Here is a 17,365-nt window from a genome sequence, read left to right on the forward strand (position 1 = left end):
TGTTCTTTCCGCACCATCAGTGCAGAAAATATTGGCTGACTGTCTACCTAAGCGTGCTACGTCGTCCACTGTACACACCATATGGCTCCCTACACAGGGAAAGTTCCCGGTTCCTTCACCCGAACTGGCAGCCTACGGGTTTGCCCCAGCATCATCTGGCGATATCCTGATGAAAGGGTGGCGTGTCGAGGGGATCGAGCTTGGGCTAGATAACGCCATCGATTTCTTCCTGACCCTGCCGGAGCATCGTCAGCTCACCGCCAGTCCAGACCTGCAATTCTGGCGCAAGGCAGCGCTGTACAGTCTGAGTCTGGTTGCTGCCCAACAGGTCGTTCCGACCCTGCGCTCCGATGAGGACGGCCTGTATGCTCGCTGGCAAACGGAAAAGTCTGAACCATTCGCATCACTGGTGAATTGTATGCCTGCTGCTTGCCGGGCCGTTGTCGAACAACCCGACACAGCGCCCACAGCCCGCTACTTGCTGACCGAATTTGTGGACAATCTGGCCGACTGCGTGATCCGCGAATCGGCAGCAGCACTACGCCTACGCGAAAGTCACACACCAGGCGGGATTTGGCTAACTGCCCTAACCAGCGGCAATCCTAAACTGGCGCTCTCCCGCGCACAGGCCGAGAAACTCTACAATGACTGGAAACAATGGGCCGAACAGAGTCTGGTTGCGGGCAATGCAGCCTTTCGTATCACATTTCGAGTCGGCGCACCGCCTGACCCGGAAGGCCAATGGACACTGGATTACCTGTTGCAAGCAACCGACGATCCCAGTCTGCTGGTACAGGCAGAACAGATATGGAAAGGCGAGGCAGTCAGCTACTTGCGTGAGCGTTTCGACAATCCACAAGAACGGTTGCTAGCCGGATTGGGTTTTGCAGCACGCATCTTTCCACCAATTGAACACAGTTTGCGATAGCGAACGCCGCGCCGTGCGGCCCTGGATAGCACACAAGCCTTTACATTCCTGTCGGAAGTTGCACCCCTGTTGCAGAGCAGCGGCTTTAATGTACTCCTGCCACGTTGGTGGACTGGTAAATCAGCAGCTTTGAAGGTCAGAGCGAAAATCAAGAGTAGCAAGAAGACCAGCAAATCGCTCCTAACACTGGATACGCTTCTGGAATACCAGTGGCAGCTTGCGGTTGGCGGTGAACCCATATCGCACGAAGAGTTCGAGGCGCTGGCCGCCCTCAAACAGCCGCCGATCATGTTACGGGGGCAATGGGTCGCCCTGGATCGCACGCAGGTTGAGGCCGCGCTCAAGTTCTTCGAGCGGGCCGACGATCAGATTACGCTTCAAGATGCATTACAAGTCGGCCTCGAAGGGGACGTTGCAGAGGTCGCTGGCCTTCCTGTAGAACAGGTCGGGGCAGAGGGCTGGATCAAAACCCCGCTAGCCGGTCTGAAGTCACCGGAAAAGATCGAAGTCTTGCCGACTCCGGCGGCGCTGCAAGGTACATTGCGGCCCTATCAGCAGCGCGGCTTCTCGTGGCTGACCTTTTTGCGACAATTCGGACTTGGCGCATGTCTGGCCGACGACATGGGCCTCGGCAAGAGCGTAATGGCGATTGCGCTGCTGCTGCACGAGCGCCATGTGTTGCAGGTGAGTGAGCCGACGCTGCTGATCTGCCCAACCTCAGTGATAGGAAACTGGCGGCGTGAGTTACAACGTTTCGCGCCCGACCTGCGGGTGATGGATCCACCAGGGCATTCAGCGGCGCACCGGCGATAGTTTTGCCGCCAAAGCAGCCAGACACGATGTTGTCCTGACCAGCTATCCTTTACTGGCGCGGGATCGGGCAATGCTCGAAAGCGTTCACTGGTCAACACTGGTGCTGGACGAGGCACAGAACATCAAGAATGCCTCCACCAAACAAGCCCAGGCCGCCCGCGCCCTGACCGCCGACAATCGCATTGCCTTGACTGGCACACCCGTCGAGAATCGATTGAGTGAACTGTGGTCGATCTTGAACTTCCTCAATCCCGGCTATCTGAGCAGCGAGGCATCCTTCCGTAAGCAGTTTGCCGGATCCATCGAGCGTGTTGGCGATAAAGACACTGCGCGTAAACTCAAAGCGCTGACCGGCCCGCTCATTCTACGCCGTCTAAAGACAGACAGGGCCATCATCAGCGATCTGCCCGACAAATTGGAAATGAAGGTTTACTGCACCCTGACGACTGAGTAGGGCACACTCTATGAGGCAGTGGTCAAAGATGCAATGGAACAGATCGAGCAAGCCGAAACCGAAGGACAAGGCATGGTCCGGCGGGGATTAGTGCTGTCGATGCTCATGAAACTCAAGCAAATTTGCAATCACCCGACGCAATTTCTCAAAGATGGCAGCCAGATTGCGGATCGCTCCGGTAAGCTGGCGAGGCTGACTGAAATGCTTGAAGAAATCTATGAAGTTGGAGATCGGGCACTGGTCTTCACCCAATTCGCGGAGATGGGCGAGCTACTGCGGGTTTATCTACGCGACACGTTCTACGATGAACCCCTGTGGCTGCACGGTGCAACGCCAGTCAAAGACCGTGAGCAGATGATTCAGCGCTTCCAGGCCACGAAAGGTCCAACGATCTTTCTGCTGTCCATCAAGGCTGGCGGTGTGGGACTCAACCTGACGCGGGCGAATCATGTCTTTCACTTTGACCGCTGGTGGAACCCGGCGGTGGAGAATCAGGCCACAGACCGCGCTTTCCGTATCGGACAGACCCGCAATGTACAGGTACATAAGTTTATCTGTGCGGGCACACTGGAAGATAGGATCGATGAGATGATTGAAAGCAAAAAGCAGTTGTCCGAAAGCATTGTTGGGGCTGATGAAAGCTGGTTGACCGAACTCAGCACAGGTGAGTTGCGCGAACTGGTAGCGCTGCGTGAAGCAGAGGTGGTTTGATGCCTAAAAGACGTAAACGACGCGACTACGATGATTACGGCTATGGCTCCTACGGACAATATCGACCACCGCGCAAGCCTGCCGAGGGGATCAAGGCCAAATCTACACGCGGGGGATTTGCCGAGTCATGGTGGGCCAAAAGGTGGATCGCCACACTTGAAGGTTACGGAATCGGCAGCCGTTTGCAGCGTGGTCGCAGCTATGCACGCGCCGGACAGGTGATAGACATTAAAATTGGCGCGGGGTCTGTGTCGGCGCAGGTGCAAGGATCGATGCCCAAGCCATATCGCGTGAAAATTGCGCTGCCAATCCTCTCTGATCCGGAATGGGAGCGTGTGATAGATGCCATGAGCGCACAGGCTATCTTTGCCGCCAAGTTGTTGGCAGGGGAGATGCCTAATGATATCGAGGAGGCGTTCAAGTCTGCAAAAGTCAGCCTCTTTCCAGCGCATGGTAAAGACCTGATCACGGACTGCTCGTGTCCAGATTACGCCAACCCTTGCAAGCACATTGCCGCCGTGTACTATCTGCTGGGTGAGCAGTTCGACACTGATCCCTTCCTGATCTTCACGCCGCGCGGACGCAGCCGCGAACAAGTGATCGCCGCGCTTCGGCAGCGCCGTACATCGGGTGAAGTTTCGCAAGATGTGCCCGGTGACTTAGCGCCGATAGCAACTTCACCACTTCAAGAAGCTGACCTTCCCAATTTCTGGAAAGTCGGCAATGTCGATGAAATTGCAATTCATCTTGCCCCGCCGGAAGTCAGGCTTGGTGTTTTGAAACGCCTTGGTTCGCCGCCTGATGCGACGCAACCAACGCTCGAAGCGATCTACACGCAAACGAGCAAATATGCGCTGGATAAGGTTCTTGGCGTGGCGACAGAGATTGAGCAGTATCCTGCTGTCACGCTAAGGAACAACAATGTCTGACTCTAGGTCGACATGATGCTAAATCCGATTTCACAACATCTTGTCAATCAATTTCTGAAATCGACGTTTCCGCAGGCAACCGATTTTGAATGGCTTTTCGGCAGCCTGCGCCGCGCGTGCGGGCGACCTCGCTGACGCTCGCCCGCCTATCGCACACAGCGGCTTTGATCACGTCGGCCACCGCCTCGGTTCCTACAACATTTATGTGACGCTATTGCTTCGCTCCTAGTGAGGCAAAAACCTCAAATATCCTTCATAATTGCATAGAAAAGAGCCTTTACTGGAACAATCGAGGGAATGATGATCCAAATAACGATGCAGATTGATGAGAATGAACCACTTGGTCAATACCTTCTAGCGCGTGCCGATGAAACGGGTGAGCCTATCGCTGAAGTCGCAAAGGCAGAAAGCGCCGCGAGCATTCTAGCCAGAGTTCGTATGCTGCATGAACGATACATGAATGGTGAATTTTCTCAAGGCTACATGGCTGATCAGCTTGGCATCGAGCGGATTGACATGATACACCTGCTCGATTCAATGGGCTTACCATCGGCAAATATTTAAGACGGGATCGCCATCGCTCCCGTAAATTGTGGGAGAGTAAACGAGGGAGTCACTATGTTCCCATTGGCTCATAAGCAGACAGTAACAATGTAATCGTACTGGATAAAACGCTGATAAAATAAGGACAAGACAACGAAAGGTATTTATAATGACGATGGTAACAATGACAACTCATGTTGGGCAGGACGGCACACTCAAACTGGACCTACCCCAATTCAAGGATGCAGATGTCGAGGTGGTGATTCGGCCTGCCTCACCAAGCCAGAATGATCAACGGGCAATCTTCGATATTCCAAGTCTGGTCGTCGACCCAAACCATCCAGCCTTGCGCTTCCTGAGTCGTGAAGAGTTATATGACGACGACGGACGCTAGAATCCGTCTGTTTGTGGATACGAACGCGCTCATTCGTTTACACATTCAGATGGCTCCAGATCACATAAGTGTCCAAACGGCGTTAAAAGCGCTGGTAATCCGCCAACACGAGTTATGGCTTAACCGACAAGTCCTGCATGAATATGCGAATGTGTTAACCCGTCCGCAGTCCTACGTTCAACCTATTCCTCCAGGCGATGTTGCGAAACAATTGCGGCAATTTGAGACCACTTATCGAATTGCCGATGAGACACCTGCCGTGTCGCAAGAACTCTACAAATTGATGGAAACTGTGTCGCTGGGCGGCAAGCAAATTCACGATGCAAACATCGTCGCTACCATGATGGCTTATCAAATCCCGCTGTTGTTCACACTGAACATCGTCGATTTTCAACGGTTTAACCATCTTATCCGCATCATCACGCCACAAGACGTCAAACTCTGAGCTATCCCTCGAAACGAGCGTCAACTACGAATGCCATTGCAGTGGCACTGAACAACGAACAAGCCGCAGATCAGATGACCCCGACTACCCGGAAAGCCCGATGGTTCGATCGAATGTTCTCAGTCAGAGAATATTCTATCCTTTTTTCCGGCGCGGCGGCGGCGACCTCGCTTCGCTCGCCCGCCTAGCCACTCGCGCCTCACGTCCGTGATCCCCACCTTGGCTTGTTTCCCTGCACACAAACGCTCATAAACACCACCCCAAGTTTTGAATATCAAGGGCGCGGTACGCGCCCATCTAGGCGAAGGCGCAGTAGAAAAGCACCGAGTTCCTTCAGTTTGGCTTTTTATCGGCATCCTATTCAGGAGAACAAATTATGTCCCAAACGACCAGAGACAGCGCCGATTCGCTCACACCAATGCCACCAAGTAACTTGGTTCTTATTGGCAGCAACGGTTGTGGAGGAAAACATTACATTTTTGCTGGCTCAATCCACTTTGGCGGTTGGCATGGTGCTGACCTTGAAGCAGGTGACAGCATCACCGACGCAGGCGGCAAGGGTATCACCGTGTACGTTCATGCCTGTATTGAATGCGGAAAGTTGTTCCTTCGGACCTTGATAACCCTTGTGCCGATTTCGTGTGATTCATGTGACGCGAAGAATTATCTGCGTCGATCTTTATTGGGCCAGTGGTTTGAGGATTTTGAGGATCACACTTGACCATAGTTGAAGACCAATTCACGAGAAAGGACGGAATATGCCACTACGAGATGATGCGTTGGGCGCACTAAAGGCTCTGCGTGATGACAATATAAGTGTCCGCGACATGAATTTGCAGCATTTCAGCAAAGCGCTGACTGATGAGCTGGGAATTGATCACAGTCCATCAGACTTTATCACCGAAGTGGAAGATATTACCTTCGGGCTGGTGGTCGAAGACGATGATCAACTCACACGAGTAACCGAAAATACACCCCTGCTGTCGCCGGATAAGCAGGATTTGTTCATTGCGATCTGGGCCTGGCCTGATGCCGAAACCCGCAGACGAAACAATCAACCACGATGGTTAATCGTGAACAGTAAGGTGGCGTTGGGTGAATTGATTGAACATCAGTGCATTGCAGAATACATATCCCGATATCACAACAAGGACTTGGTTGAGCGATATAAGCAACAAACACCACGACTTCGCCGATCCCAATAGCAGGAAGGTTATAGATGAATGCAGTTCTCGTTCTCAAGGCTTTACTGATCGGCATTCCTGTCAAAATTCAAGACTGTAGCTACTGCCTGAGTACCGACTATAGGCTCTGTGTTCCAGGTCGCAATGAAACCACACAGCAAGATGTCCTGCTGGCCGTGAATTTCGGAAATGTTACCATCCAAGATTTCATTGCTCTCGCCGAGCAAGCAACTCCCGATGAGATACTCCACATCAGCGCCAATCTTGTCCTAAACGACCTCTAAGCCCTCTTTCACAACATATCCTGTTTCACTGCTTGTGTCACATAACCGCGAAAGGACACCAGATATGATCACCTGGATTCCTGCCGAAAACACGGCATCGAACACTGTTGCCTATGCCATGCTTGACCAGTTTCAGATTGCCATCTTTTCAGATCAGTTCAACTGCGGCTACCAGCTTTTTTATGAAGGTACAGCGCTCGTTACCCATGATGGGCTGGAAAGCGTGGAAGAAGCAAAACAAGCAGCTTTCAAGGAGTATCAACGAGCCGATGCTACAGGTCTAGTCTTGATCATCAAGACGTATGGTGTTTATCAAGATTGCTTTGTCGCTATGGACGCGCAGATCGCCACGAACAAAGGGGATTTGCAGATCGTGACCTTCTGGGTGGAAGATAGCCAGGAACATCATGCGATGTCGTACACGATGAGGAACACTTTGATGAGCGAGTCGAGCAATACAGCAGTCCGGGCTGGCTTTGAGGACGGATCGCCACCGTAAATCTGGCAGAGCTATGGGATGCTGAGTGATTGGATAGAGGTGTACACAGTCTTTACAGGCGATTATTCAGACGCTTGAACAGTTACAGCGACAAGGCCATTGTTTTCCAATCATATTGTTCTATCGGCAGCCTGCGCCGCGCGTGCTGGCGACCTCGCTTCGCTCGCCCGCCTTCGCACACAGCGGCTTGATCGCGGAGACTACCGCTCGACACTTGATAACCGCTAAACTACGCTAAATAAAAAGAGGGAGTCAAGCTCCCCCTTCCGATTGCAAAAGGAACCCTCATCACTTCGGCACTTTCGCCGTCGCAGTTCCGTAGGCAAATGCCGTGCGCGTCATATAGACTTTTTCGGCTGTCCCCTGATATTCAGCAGCCTGGGCTGTCCGGGTTACTCCAATCCATTGATCAAAGGCCGCCCCGGATGTTGCATTAACTGCTAAGGCTAATCCGTTTTTCTCGGTGATCGCTGCTGGTCTGCTGACCAATGTACGCCGCGACCAGAACCGGGCATCAGGGACGCTGATCATTCGGAGCCAGGCTGCGCCTACCGAAGATGATCCGAATCCCGAACCGCGCGTATCAAAAGTGCGCGTGACGGAACGCCTGGGCAGCAAGAAGGAACTGTACCTGCCCGCCCTTGAAGGGCATGTGGTTGAGGTGCAGGCCCTTGACGTATACGCCAATCCAATCCCGCCAGCACAGGGTAGCCAGCCGCCGTCTGCGGACGGCACTATCGGCGCAGGTCTGGAACTGCCGGTCCTTCTCATCAAGGATATGTGCGTTCCCGCAGACCCGGAGAATGCGTTTGGGTTCATGCGTTTCACCTTCATGGGCAACGTCGGGCAGAAACCGGAATGGAGTGACGAGTACAAAGTCTCGAACTTCATTCAGTCCATCACAAGGTAAAAACCGTCTTCGTTTGTTAATGCGTTCTGTCCAAAGCCGACTCCTGCACAGGAGCGGCTTTTCTTTTTCTTCCGCCAGTATACAGAAGTCCCTATTCACAACCTCAGTTTACACAGCTTCGCATAGCGCTAATCGCGCTCTACTCGGCAGGAGTGCTGACAAAACTCCGTCTACCGGCTTATACCTTTTGAAAGGATGTTTCATTATGGAATTCTCGTCTGCTGAACTGATAGCCTTCTTTGCATCCCTGGTCCAACCGTTTGTCGCGGTCAATACCATTTCGGAAAAGCAAGGGGTCAGCATCATCTATGAGCTGATGAAACGGGAAATCAGACCAAAAGCCATCGCGGATGTGCTGCGGCACGCAATGGAACAGCAGGGAGAGCCGGAACGTTTAGAGGAATTCATCGTGCCTAGCCAGGGTTCGTTACTGACCTATGCGTTGGAACGGATTGGACCACAAATCAAAGCCGGGAAAATCAACGCTCAGTACGGTACGTGGGCCGCTGGCATTTTGGTCAGACGTATTGCAAGTCCGTCGTCGCAAATCGAAGTCCAAGAAATGGCAGACTGAATTCCAACATCTGGGGACTCCGCGAGGAGTTCCCTAATTTTTTCGCAGGTGCGATGAAAACCCTCCTATTTACCGTGAATAGAGGCAGCGCACTATATCACTGTTATCGGAAATTCTACTTGACTGCGAAGCCTATCACTCCTGCCAATAACCCATCACCCTCACAAGTCTCCCAAGCTATACAGCTAATTATGCGCATCAGACCGTTCATATAAATGCCCTCAAGCTAGGCGCTATACGCGCCCTCCATCGTGGATCTTTCATTACAGCCCAGATGGGCAGAAAGGGGCATACCATGCCAGCGAAACGTATTGTCCTGTACTTCGATAGCGGTTGCACCATTCAGGAAGAGGATCGCCCCGGCTCAACGGACACGCCTCATAAGACCCACGTTCCGACTGGTAGCTCATCCAACAGGCGCTAACCGCGCCTAGCTTTGCAGGCAATTTCGCCTTCTCGTGACCGCACGGCAGCACAGCGCTGGTGTGCGGCTTGCGTTCACATAGGAAGCCATCATGCCATTCAAAGTCCGTGTTTCAGCCAAGTTACTCGATATCGTTGAGCGAGAGGGGATAATCCAGGACGAAATCGCAGAAGCACTGGCAGCCGTTGATGAGGCGGCAACTGAAACAACGAAGCCAATTGGATTGCAATCGACTGTGGAAACTATCACCACAACGAATTCCATATGGTATCGGTTGCGTCCAGCAAAGGCTGCCAAATATAGAATTGTATTTTCGTTGCAGAGGAAAAGTGGGTACTTAACCGTTGAGGGTATATTTCGCCGCGATGATAAGACCTATCTAAGAATCAAGACTCTGTACGACAATACACCGGAGCGCGGTCAGCCGGAATAAAGAACGGCAGTCACTCTGAAACAGGGTGGCTGCTTTTCTTTTTTCTTGAACAGAACTGCGATTCTCATATCTTCCGCGAATAAAGGCAGGCGTGACCTAGATTCATGTGTAAGCAAGCTCAGTGAACGCTAGGCGCGTTGTTCAGGACGAGCGCACTTTCGCGCGTACTGTCTCTAGAGGAGAACGACAGATGGCAACCATCGAATGGAATGGCGAAACCCTGACCCTCGAAATTAGTACCTATAAAGCTCCTAAGAACAAAGGTATTCAGCTCTACGATGAAGAACACATGCCTTATGCGCGAGCAACACTTAATCCAGACTTTCTCCTTCCCGAAAACCACGTAGCGATCAAAAACTATTCGGAAAATGAAGGGGTACTGGAAGCTTTGATCAAAGCCGGGGTCATCGAAGAAACGGGGGAATACGTTCAAGCAGGGTTTGAGAACGCGCCAATTTGCCGGTTGTTGATCACCGCGTAAGTTCACCGCTTGGGAATGGGGCATAACCTCATTCCCCTTCTTTTTTTTCGGTATCTGCCCTGTTGCCTTCCACGACCAACCGCAAATACTAACCATTCTGGCAGAAGACAATCCCCACCGTCAGAAGCCCTACGCGCATAACGCGCTCATCCTTCCGACAACAGCTACCTATTACTCGGAGGGGAATCTTATGCAGCAAAGTCAACCACGATCAAATTGGGCGACTGATCCTAATGATAGTCGGATCAACCGCGCATCCTGTGCGGGCCTACGACTAATTCTGACGCAGTTACTCGACGGCAAAGGTCGGGTGTATTATCACCTATCTATTGAAACGACCAATCCAGTTATCCACAGTGAAAAACTCAGGGCTGCCGACTTGAACGAAGCCAAACTTATCGCAGAAGATCAAGTTCACTATCTCAATACTGTGAAGAACCTTGATTGGTTCGTGACGGCCATCAGCCAATGGACAGAGTTAGCCGAGCAGGTTGCAAACAAGGAAAATGCGACTCAAGGTGAGATCGAGATTAGCCTGGAACGTTTAGTAAGGGCGGAAGCATTAGAAGCGGCTTTGGAGGTTAATGGACCGGGACAAGCCGCTTATGAACGTATTGAAACCTGCCGTAGAAAATTGAAGGAGAAGCGGCGTAGCTCCGTTAGCTACAAGTAATACATTCACCGATCTTGGGATGAGAGGAAGATTCCTCCATCCCTTTCTTTTTTTCAGATCAGAGGGTATTTGGGAATTTATTTGAAAGCGCAAGATGTTTGAGCAAACGACGAATTTCAGTGAGATAGACCACGCCAGCGCTGTACCCACATCAAGCTAACTGCTGTTTGGCGGCACATTTAGCCACGACAAAAATTGCCGCACAACAAGCTAGCTCCAGCGCCCGACTATCGTTCGTATACTGCGCCCGTTGTCCACATTTCCGGTTGATGTGATAGGTGATCACCCATTCCATATCTCCCTATCCAATTGATTGCCAAGCCTCCTAGCTAGATGAGTCGCCAGAAAAACTAGCCTTATAGTGCGGCAAATATTGTTTCGTAAAGATACGTGCCGCAAGTTCACCCCGGCTGCTCACATCAACCTTCTCGAAAATCGCTTTCAGGTGATCTTGAACTGTGTTTGATGAGATATGGAGTTGCGTAACAATCTCGCCCGTTGACCAACCGCGCAAAACACAGTGCGCGATTTCGGTTTCGCGTTTCGTCAGTCGGTACGCTTGCATGATGATAGGTGTAATCTCGGCGGGTTGGGCAACTTCAAACACAACACTGATTTGAGATTGAATGTCTGACTGCTTGAGTCTTGAGGCATAGAGCACAAGCCACTGCCCCGAAGGTACACAGATTCGTACTTTGGGAGTGGAATACAATGGCATTGTTCCACGCTCAATGGCCTGCAAGCCAGCCACAACGCTGCGTACTGCCACCGGAAGCGGCGCGTTTGTGGGTTGTTCTGCTTGGCTCAACTCGGCTAACCAGTATTCAGCGGCTGCTGTCATCGCCACAACGGACAAATCATCTGTGAGAATCAGTACACCCGGTGCATCCGATGTCTCCGTAATGTTTGCTGTTTCCAAGAGCAGGGATTTTCGCAGCCCATCAGCGATGTGTGGCGCAAGGCTAGCGATGAAAGATGCTTCTCTTTCACCGTAGGTTATATCGGCGTGCAGGCACAATATACCCCAGCATGATTTGTCATTGACGAACGCAGCCCGCAGCTCATCTTTCATGTTGATCGGCGCGAGCATATCACGATAACGCTGGCTCAGTTGCAGCTCATTACGGGTTGCTTCGCTCAACAACGCCACAAACTGATTCTGGCGAAGCATATCATGAAATTTGATGTAATCTGGCTGGAGGTACTCGTTCTCGACAAACAGCGACATGAACCATGCAGGTGGTTCTTCGACGAGAACGGAACTTGTACCCAGTTGTGTCGCAGGATCAGTGGTAGAAAAGTAGGCGAAGTCGAAAGGAATTACCGTTTGTAGATACTGGAGTAGTTCGGCTCTCAACGTTCGTGAGTCTAGCCCACGATGACAGAGCCGAACCATCTCTAATCGACGTGCGTCAGCGGATTTATCTTGCTTTGTAGCCATCTTCAACAAACCGCCATGCTAGGTTATTGCCTTTCATTACTGGCATAGTTTGGTGTTGCGCTAGCAAATAATAGTATGAAGCGGCTTGCAATGATTAATGTGATGTGGCTGGGTGTTGCAGTGAAACCGAATCGACGATTTCCGAGAGCCGCCACTGCGGGTCATGAATGAGAACGCCGCCGACTCGCTGCCAAATTTGCTGCACAGCCGTGAGCAATGATTTCGCGCCATCTAAACTGCTCAGTTCGAGATCAATGGACACCAAATCTGGATTATCAATGGTACGCGAAATACGATACGCTTGCACTCCAGACTTTTCTCTGAGTTCAGCGAAACTATCGAACGATGCTTTCCAATTATCAAAATTGGTGACACTGTGTTCAATATGCAGGAGAATCATAATAGCTTCCTTTCTTCTCGTTAGAAGCATTATGCACTCTCCTGTTGCAATCAATCTATCCCAGAATTCTGGGATTATTTTCCAAATATGCTTTCAGCATCGGAAGTCTGTCAGAATTCAAAATTGGTTTAATAAGGTTTGCACGCCACCATAGTTATGAGGCAACCGGATCAACTGGTCTCTACTCGACATAACGCGCCAATTTCTCAAGTGCTGACTGCGTACCAACCTCATTGTCTTCGGGTCGAATGCCGGATGGAATATCCTTGAATACGATGGATACTCTGGTTCCGTTATCTTCAGCCTCCAATATGACCTCCATGATCATCTCTCCTGCGAAGGCAGGATCACCCGAATCAAAGGTTATCGCTTCAACGATTTTTCGAGGTGGAGTGAGTTCCACAAACCGTGCGGTATATCTATCTCCCTTTTCTGATGTCTTACCGCGCATGTTTATTTCGGATGAAGGATAATACAGCGACGTCTGATAACCGCCGCCAACTCTGTAGTCGAAACTATGAACCTTGCCGATCATATCTCCGGGTGCAAGCCAGACAGCCAGGGCTTCAGGATCGGTAAACGCTCGATAGACAGCTTCCGGCGGAGCTTTGATTGATTTTGAGTGTCGCGTACTGGCACTTTCCTGTGAATCTGTCATTACGTATCCTTTCGCAATCCAACCGGCGCTGGATCTCATTCACTATAATGTGTTGAACAAATACCCCTATAACAAAGGGGATACATCCGTAAAAAAGGCATACCATATTAGAAGTAGTTCACGCACAACCGTAATATACCATCGGCACAGATATAGCTTTAGAATCACAAAATATCGCAATAGATAGGGGTATTCAAAATGCAATTCGCTAAATCACCACGCAATCGGATGAGCATTCAACCGCCCGTCAAGCACTACCGTTTGCGTCAGGTTATTCTCGCTCTTCTTATCTTTGGGTTGATGCTGCTCGTGAGCTTCATGACTATACCTGTAACTGGAAATGTCGTACCCGATAATGATCTTGGCGCACTGATCGGATTGGCAAGTATTATCTTCGCGGGAATAGTCGCTTTGAAAGCCAGCGGCGAGTTGATGAAATAGCCTGCATCTATTCCAAGCCACATTTTTCATGATTAGGACTTTCGCTTTAGTTGATGCCAAAGGCAGAAAGGCGTGGTGAGCGTAACTCTGCCCGCAAATAGTCGCGGAATAAATCTCGCTGCGCCTCGTAAAGGCTCTTGCCTAATTGGTGAGCCTTAACTTTCAGCGAGAGCCAAGCGTGATAACAACAAGCCAGATGGTTGCGTTGTGAACGCGCTTTGCGGCACTCGCACTTTTCACTCCCGGTCAATTGTTTGAGTTCCCGATGCAGTTGCTCAATCTGCCAACGCACGGCATTCGCGTCTTGAATGTCGGACTTGGAGAAAGTGCCTGGGGGCTGGTTTGTAATCACCCATTCAATGTCACCGTTTGGGGCAACTAGCTTGAATAACTGCACATAAAAGGGAACTTCCTTCAGCTTAACCGACAGACCATGCTCTACGGCGTCGCTTGTCCATTCAATCGCCTCCAAATGAATAGAGCCGCTCGCTTTACTCAAACTCACCATACGATTGGCTTTGAGCGTGGTCACAAAGTAACGACCAGCGCGATGAATCAACTTCAAATTATCCACGGAGGCATACCAGCTATCAAACAGTAGGGTCTTGGCGTGGATACCCTTGTCCATCAGGGCATTTAAGACCATTTCACGGAAGTGATCCTTTTTGGTCTTGCCATCCGCTTCAGGAGCATAGATGCGGTAATCAATCGGGTAAAAGTCGGTACCATCGCTATGCACGAGATTCACGACGCCGATACCACGCACTAGACCATGTTCTGCGCCACTATATTGCTTTTTCACTAACTCTATCTTGCGCGAATACTGCTTATTCTGCACGCTATCATCGACGATCAACTAAGCCCTTTCACTGTCCTTCAACAAAGCCCCGACCAAATCCCACAAATGTCGGGCAGTCAGCTTGTCTCTTCGCCAATAATCACTGACAGCATCATGGCTCATCGCTTCCAGATGTTCAGCCAGATTACTGCATGTATAGTTGCCAGGTGTACTTATCAGGTACTCAATGTATTGGCGTTTGCTTATCGTGCTTCTACAATATCAGCAATTTGCCTTGCAAGCGAAAGTCCTAAGGATATTGAATGGGCGATTTAGCAAGACCAGATCGCTTTTGTTTTTTTATCCAATAACACATCCATAACCTGCAATTTGAAGTACTCTACTAGCATTCAATTCCGTGAAACAGAGGGATCGATCTGACTATGACGAATGGGCAAAATACCCCAACCAAAAGGAAAAAGCGACTGCAACATCCAAGATTTCCGTAGCGTTGCCCAAACCTATCGGCAAAGCAAAATACCCTAAAAAAACGCCGCAGATTCCGTTAACCGCAGAAGGCTATGAACTATTAACCAGCGAAGCAAGCAATCGCGGTTATGACTTCACACCGTTCCTAACGCAAATCCTTGAAAGTGTCGCCAAGGATATAAAGAAGATGCGCGCTGATCAGGAAGATGCGGCGGACACAGAGGACGACTACGAAGACGATTACGATCCAGAAAAGATTACCCAGCAATCAGACATTTAACTTTCAATACGTCGAGTCATGTGCCGTAGCATTGTGGGGCATAGTCTTTGGGTTATGCCCTTTTTTATTTGTGTCATACAAAGCACACCGACGATAGATCAAATATGATCCCTTCCCGGCCCCTAACATTCAATAGGATACCAGAAAAAAGAAGTCCAATTGACAACTTCTAATCAACATCCAAAGCCGCGTACGGTCCTAATATCAATAGTCATTCGTGTCAATCCCAACTGAGAATAGTAACCAAGTATTGTTCGTTGATTCACCATGAGCAGAACCCCCGGTCATTTGAAAAAGCTCCCTGTAATGTTGAAGGTCCTTTGAAACAAAACTGCATCTAAAACAAACAAATCCAGTAGTAGCCGATATTATGAAACTATCGGTAAGTTATTCATTGGAATGTGATCGCTTCCTTAAAACTGGGCATTTGCAAATCTTGCAGAGCGCCATATCTCCTTTTCTGGGTTTCTCACTTCAGACCACCTGACATTCAACATGGTCAGTCTGCATTTTTCCTATGTGAGAAGTTAGATGATTTGTTCTAAATATCGTTGACTTTGTTGCAAATTATGATAAACTTGTCAACACGCCACATAGGAGGTTTGTGATGTTGAGCGAACGTATACGCCAAGCTCGTTTGCTTGCAGGAGTGACACAAGAAGCGCTTGCTGAAGCCCTTACACTTGCGGGACATCCAGCAACGAAGGCTGTGATATCAAAATATGAGATGGGAAAAAGCACTCCTAAAGCATCCATGCTATTAGAAATGTGTCGCATTCTCAAAGTGGAGTCAGGTTATTTTCTCCATGAGCCTCAAACTAATGTTGCGTGGTTGGCATACCGAAAATACAGCAACTTTCCCAGCACTGGTCAGGAAGTTGTAAAGGGATACGCACGAGATGTAGTTGCTTTACAAGTGGAACTTTGCAGCTTGCTCTACCCCGATATGTCAAATGATTTTCCTGAACCTATGAATGTCATGACCTCAACTGAAGCTGAAACTGCTGCCCAGAATTTACGTTCCGAGTGGAAGCTGGATGAGGCTCCAATTGAGAATCTAACCCAAACCGCCGAACAAAATGGGGTTGTGGTTGTAGGATGGGATCGGGATGCAGGACGGTTTGATGGCCTGTCGGGTTGGTGTGGCGAGCATGTGCCAGTAACAGTAGTGAACACACTGGTCGATGTGGATCGTCGGCGCTTCAATCTTGCTCATGAATTGGGACACTTACTCATGCGGACCCCTGACGAACTTTCCGAGCAACTGGCACACCGTTTCGCGGCAGCATTACTTGTTCCAGCGGAAGTGGCTTACCGTGAATTGGGCCGCAAACGGAGTTCAATCAGCTTTGCTGAATTGGGGACACTCAAACGCCGCTATGGGTTGAGCATTCAAGGATGGATATACCGTGCAACGGATCTTGAAATCATTACCAAACATTATGCAACGCTACTTTGGCGCGAGATCAATCAGCGTGGGTGGAAAAAATCTGAGCCATTCAACTATGTTGCAGATGAAGAACCTGTCTTGTTAAAGCAGATGATTTTTCATGCTGTTTCAGAGGGGTTGATCACGGCAGATCGAGTACACCAAGCATTGCCCGATTTTGATGTAGACGAACCCATCTCAGAAACAAGTGAATCCCCATCTCCAAGCGAATTACTTGCTATGCCCGCTGCTGAACGTGAACGATGGATGCAGCGTTCCTTTGAACTTGCAGCGAATGAGGATTTTGAAATCTTCGAGGCATTTGGAGAGGAAGAATTCTAAATGGTTGTGAGTCGTGGGCCACGTAACATTCAGCGAGGTGAAGTTTGGAACGTCAATTTTGATCCTCAAGTTGGTCAAGAGATCCAGAAAATTCGTCCGGCAGTTGTGGTAAGTGTTCCTTCTACTGGACGATTACCTTTACACATTGTTGTTCCCATCACTACAGGCAATGCAAATTTCAAGAACTATTTCTGGATGGTCGCTATTCCGTCGGCAAAGACCAATGGATTGTCAAACGATTCGTTCGCGGACGCATTTCAGATCAAATCTGTGTCTATAGATCGCTTTGTCGATAAGCGCGGTGTTCTAACTCAAGCCCAACTTAATGATATTGCGGCTGCTATCGCACTTTGTGTTGGTTACACACCTCCGAAATAGTCCTTCAAAGCATAAGCAACTTTATTTTCAGTAATTCCAAGACAATAACC

General features: G+C 49.9%; 20 protein-coding genes and 2 pseudogenes. 18 read left to right on the forward strand and 4 right to left on the reverse strand.

The window, feature by feature from the left end; genetic code table 11:
- Positions 1 to 169: 169 nt before the first annotated feature.
- The 14 genes and pseudogenes from HS103_06280 to HS103_06345 all read left to right on the forward strand — a co-directional run bounded on the left by HS103_06280 (position 170) and on the right by HS103_06345 (position 10,679).
- Positions 170 to 2,906, forward strand: a pseudogene (locus tag HS103_06280) (DEAD/DEAH box helicase).
- Positions 2,906 to 3,835, forward strand: coding sequence for an SWIM zinc finger family protein (locus HS103_06285; GenBank protein ID MBE7512407.1), 930 nt, complete (start codon positions 2,906 to 2,908; stop codon positions 3,833 to 3,835). The pseudogene HS103_06280 and the gene HS103_06285 overlap by 1 nt, the downstream one beginning before the upstream one ends.
- 315 nt (positions 3,836 to 4,150) lie before the next feature.
- Positions 4,151 to 4,399 carry a hypothetical protein gene (locus HS103_06290; protein MBE7512408.1) on the forward strand — a complete coding sequence of 83 codons (249 nt, stop codon included), beginning with the start codon at positions 4,151 to 4,153 and terminating at the stop codon, positions 4,397 to 4,399.
- 148 nt (positions 4,400 to 4,547) lie between these two features.
- Positions 4,548 to 4,772 carry a hypothetical protein gene (locus HS103_06295; protein MBE7512409.1) on the forward strand — a complete coding sequence of 75 codons (225 nt, stop codon included), beginning with the start codon at positions 4,548 to 4,550 and terminating at the stop codon, positions 4,770 to 4,772.
- On the forward strand, positions 4,753 to 5,217 hold the full coding sequence (locus tag HS103_06300; GenBank protein ID MBE7512410.1) for a PIN domain-containing protein: 465 nt from the start codon (positions 4,753 to 4,755) through the stop codon (positions 5,215 to 5,217). Before HS103_06295 ends, HS103_06300 begins: the two co-directional genes overlap by 20 nt.
- Before the next feature lie 376 nt (positions 5,218 to 5,593).
- Positions 5,594 to 5,938 (forward strand): hypothetical protein, encoded by a 345-nt coding sequence (locus tag HS103_06305; protein MBE7512411.1) that lies wholly within the window; start codon positions 5,594 to 5,596, stop codon positions 5,936 to 5,938.
- 37 nt (positions 5,939 to 5,975) lie between these two features.
- Positions 5,976 to 6,422, forward strand: a complete 447-nt coding sequence (locus HS103_06310; protein ID MBE7512412.1) for a hypothetical protein — start codon at positions 5,976 to 5,978, stop codon at positions 6,420 to 6,422.
- A gap of 14 nt (positions 6,423 to 6,436) precedes the next feature.
- The gene (locus HS103_06315; protein ID MBE7512413.1) at positions 6,437 to 6,685 is read left to right on the forward strand and encodes a hypothetical protein; all 249 of its coding nucleotides are present in this window, start codon (positions 6,437 to 6,439) and stop codon (positions 6,683 to 6,685) included.
- Between the two features lie 64 nt (positions 6,686 to 6,749).
- Positions 6,750 to 7,184 carry a hypothetical protein gene (locus tag HS103_06320; protein MBE7512414.1) on the forward strand — a complete coding sequence of 145 codons (435 nt, stop codon included), beginning with the start codon at positions 6,750 to 6,752 and terminating at the stop codon, positions 7,182 to 7,184.
- Between the two features lie 463 nt (positions 7,185 to 7,647).
- Positions 7,648 to 8,094, forward strand: coding sequence for a hypothetical protein (locus HS103_06325; GenBank protein ID MBE7512415.1), 447 nt, complete (start codon positions 7,648 to 7,650; stop codon positions 8,092 to 8,094).
- A 205-nt stretch (positions 8,095 to 8,299) separates the two neighbouring features.
- Positions 8,300 to 8,668: a hypothetical protein gene (locus HS103_06330; GenBank protein ID MBE7512416.1), complete on the forward strand. Its 369-nt coding sequence runs from the start codon at positions 8,300 to 8,302 to the stop codon at positions 8,666 to 8,668.
- 515 nt (positions 8,669 to 9,183) lie between these two features.
- On the forward strand, positions 9,184 to 9,525 hold the full coding sequence (locus HS103_06335) for a hypothetical protein (GenBank protein MBE7512417.1): 342 nt from the start codon (positions 9,184 to 9,186) through the stop codon (positions 9,523 to 9,525).
- 190 nt (positions 9,526 to 9,715) lie between these two features.
- Positions 9,716 to 10,006, forward strand: a complete 291-nt coding sequence (locus HS103_06340) for a hypothetical protein (protein MBE7512418.1) — start codon at positions 9,716 to 9,718, stop codon at positions 10,004 to 10,006.
- Between the two features lie 190 nt (positions 10,007 to 10,196).
- Positions 10,197 to 10,679 carry a hypothetical protein gene (locus HS103_06345; GenBank protein ID MBE7512419.1) on the forward strand — a complete coding sequence of 161 codons (483 nt, stop codon included), beginning with the start codon at positions 10,197 to 10,199 and terminating at the stop codon, positions 10,677 to 10,679.
- Between the two features lie 325 nt (positions 10,680 to 11,004).
- Here the strand turns inward: HS103_06345 and HS103_06350 are convergent, their stop codons facing one another.
- The 3 genes from HS103_06350 to HS103_06360 all read right to left on the reverse strand — a co-directional run bounded on the left by HS103_06350 (position 11,005) and on the right by HS103_06360 (position 13,178).
- Positions 11,005 to 11,907, reverse strand: coding sequence for a LuxR family transcriptional regulator (locus HS103_06350; GenBank protein MBE7512420.1), 903 nt, complete (start codon positions 11,905 to 11,907; stop codon positions 11,005 to 11,007).
- Between the two features lie 307 nt (positions 11,908 to 12,214).
- Complete coding sequence (locus HS103_06355) at positions 12,215 to 12,520, reverse strand: hypothetical protein (protein ID MBE7512421.1); 306 nt, start codon at positions 12,518 to 12,520, stop codon at positions 12,215 to 12,217.
- 181 nt (positions 12,521 to 12,701) lie between these two features.
- Positions 12,702 to 13,178, reverse strand: coding sequence for an SRPBCC family protein (locus tag HS103_06360; GenBank protein ID MBE7512422.1), 477 nt, complete (start codon positions 13,176 to 13,178; stop codon positions 12,702 to 12,704).
- A gap of 198 nt (positions 13,179 to 13,376) precedes the next feature.
- Here HS103_06360 and HS103_06365 point away from each other — a divergent pair, with 198 nt between their 5' ends.
- Positions 13,377 to 13,619, forward strand: a complete 243-nt coding sequence (locus HS103_06365; GenBank protein MBE7512423.1) for a hypothetical protein — start codon at positions 13,377 to 13,379, stop codon at positions 13,617 to 13,619.
- Positions 13,620 to 13,665: 46 nt separating this feature from the next.
- Here the strand turns inward: HS103_06365 and HS103_06370 are convergent.
- Positions 13,666 to 14,664 (reverse strand): annotated as a pseudogene (locus HS103_06370) (transposase).
- 151 nt (positions 14,665 to 14,815) lie between these two features.
- On the opposite strand from HS103_06370, the gene HS103_06375 reads away from it, so the two are divergent.
- From HS103_06375 to HS103_06385, 3 genes are all read left to right on the forward strand, one after another.
- Positions 14,816 to 15,166 carry a hypothetical protein gene (locus HS103_06375; GenBank protein MBE7512424.1) on the forward strand — a complete coding sequence of 117 codons (351 nt, stop codon included), beginning with the start codon at positions 14,816 to 14,818 and terminating at the stop codon, positions 15,164 to 15,166.
- Positions 15,167 to 15,773: 607 nt separating this feature from the next.
- A complete protein-coding gene (locus HS103_06380; GenBank protein ID MBE7512425.1) occupies positions 15,774 to 16,937 on the forward strand; it encodes an ImmA/IrrE family metallo-endopeptidase in 1,164 nt (387 codons plus the stop codon).
- The gene (locus tag HS103_06385) at positions 16,938 to 17,315 is read left to right on the forward strand and encodes a type II toxin-antitoxin system PemK/MazF family toxin (GenBank protein ID MBE7512426.1); all 378 of its coding nucleotides are present in this window, start codon (positions 16,938 to 16,940) and stop codon (positions 17,313 to 17,315) included.
- Positions 17,316 to 17,365: the final 50 nt, after the last annotated feature.

This window comes from Anaerolineales bacterium (assembly GCA_015075625.1).
Taxonomy (GTDB): Bacteria; Chloroflexota; Anaerolineae; order Aggregatilineales; family UBA2796; genus UBA2796.

Excerpts from the sequence above, each read along its gene's own strand:
- HS103_06285 (MBE7512407.1), top strand. The coding sequence starts at position 2,906 with ATGCCTAAAAGACGTAAACGACGCGACTACGATGATTACGGCTATGGC.
- HS103_06290 (MBE7512408.1), top strand. The coding sequence starts at position 4,151 with ATGCAGATTGATGAGAATGAACCACTTGGTCAATACCTTCTAGCGCGT.
- HS103_06295 (MBE7512409.1), top strand. The coding sequence starts at position 4,548 with ATGACGATGGTAACAATGACAACTCATGTTGGGCAGGACGGCACACTC.
- HS103_06300 (MBE7512410.1), top strand. The coding sequence starts at position 4,753 with ATGACGACGACGGACGCTAGAATCCGTCTGTTTGTGGATACGAACGCG.
- HS103_06305 (MBE7512411.1), top strand. The coding sequence starts at position 5,594 with ATGTCCCAAACGACCAGAGACAGCGCCGATTCGCTCACACCAATGCCA.
- HS103_06310 (MBE7512412.1), top strand. The coding sequence starts at position 5,976 with ATGCCACTACGAGATGATGCGTTGGGCGCACTAAAGGCTCTGCGTGAT.
- HS103_06315 (MBE7512413.1), top strand. The coding sequence starts at position 6,437 with ATGAATGCAGTTCTCGTTCTCAAGGCTTTACTGATCGGCATTCCTGTC.
- HS103_06320 (MBE7512414.1), top strand. The coding sequence starts at position 6,750 with ATGATCACCTGGATTCCTGCCGAAAACACGGCATCGAACACTGTTGCC.
- HS103_06330 (MBE7512416.1), top strand. The coding sequence starts at position 8,300 with ATGGAATTCTCGTCTGCTGAACTGATAGCCTTCTTTGCATCCCTGGTC.
- HS103_06335 (MBE7512417.1), top strand. The coding sequence starts at position 9,184 with ATGCCATTCAAAGTCCGTGTTTCAGCCAAGTTACTCGATATCGTTGAG.
- HS103_06340 (MBE7512418.1), top strand. The coding sequence starts at position 9,716 with ATGGCAACCATCGAATGGAATGGCGAAACCCTGACCCTCGAAATTAGT.
- HS103_06345 (MBE7512419.1), top strand. The coding sequence starts at position 10,197 with ATGCAGCAAAGTCAACCACGATCAAATTGGGCGACTGATCCTAATGAT.
- HS103_06350 (MBE7512420.1), bottom strand. The coding sequence starts at position 11,907 with ATGTCGCTGTTTGTCGAGAACGAGTACCTCCAGCCAGATTACATCAAA.
- HS103_06355 (MBE7512421.1), bottom strand. The coding sequence starts at position 12,520 with ATGATTCTCCTGCATATTGAACACAGTGTCACCAATTTTGATAATTGG.
- HS103_06360 (MBE7512422.1), bottom strand. The coding sequence starts at position 13,178 with ATGACAGATTCACAGGAAAGTGCCAGTACGCGACACTCAAAATCAATC.
- HS103_06365 (MBE7512423.1), top strand. The coding sequence starts at position 13,377 with ATGCAATTCGCTAAATCACCACGCAATCGGATGAGCATTCAACCGCCC.
- HS103_06380 (MBE7512425.1), top strand. The coding sequence starts at position 15,774 with ATGTTGAGCGAACGTATACGCCAAGCTCGTTTGCTTGCAGGAGTGACA.
- HS103_06385 (MBE7512426.1), top strand. The coding sequence starts at position 16,938 with ATGGTTGTGAGTCGTGGGCCACGTAACATTCAGCGAGGTGAAGTTTGG.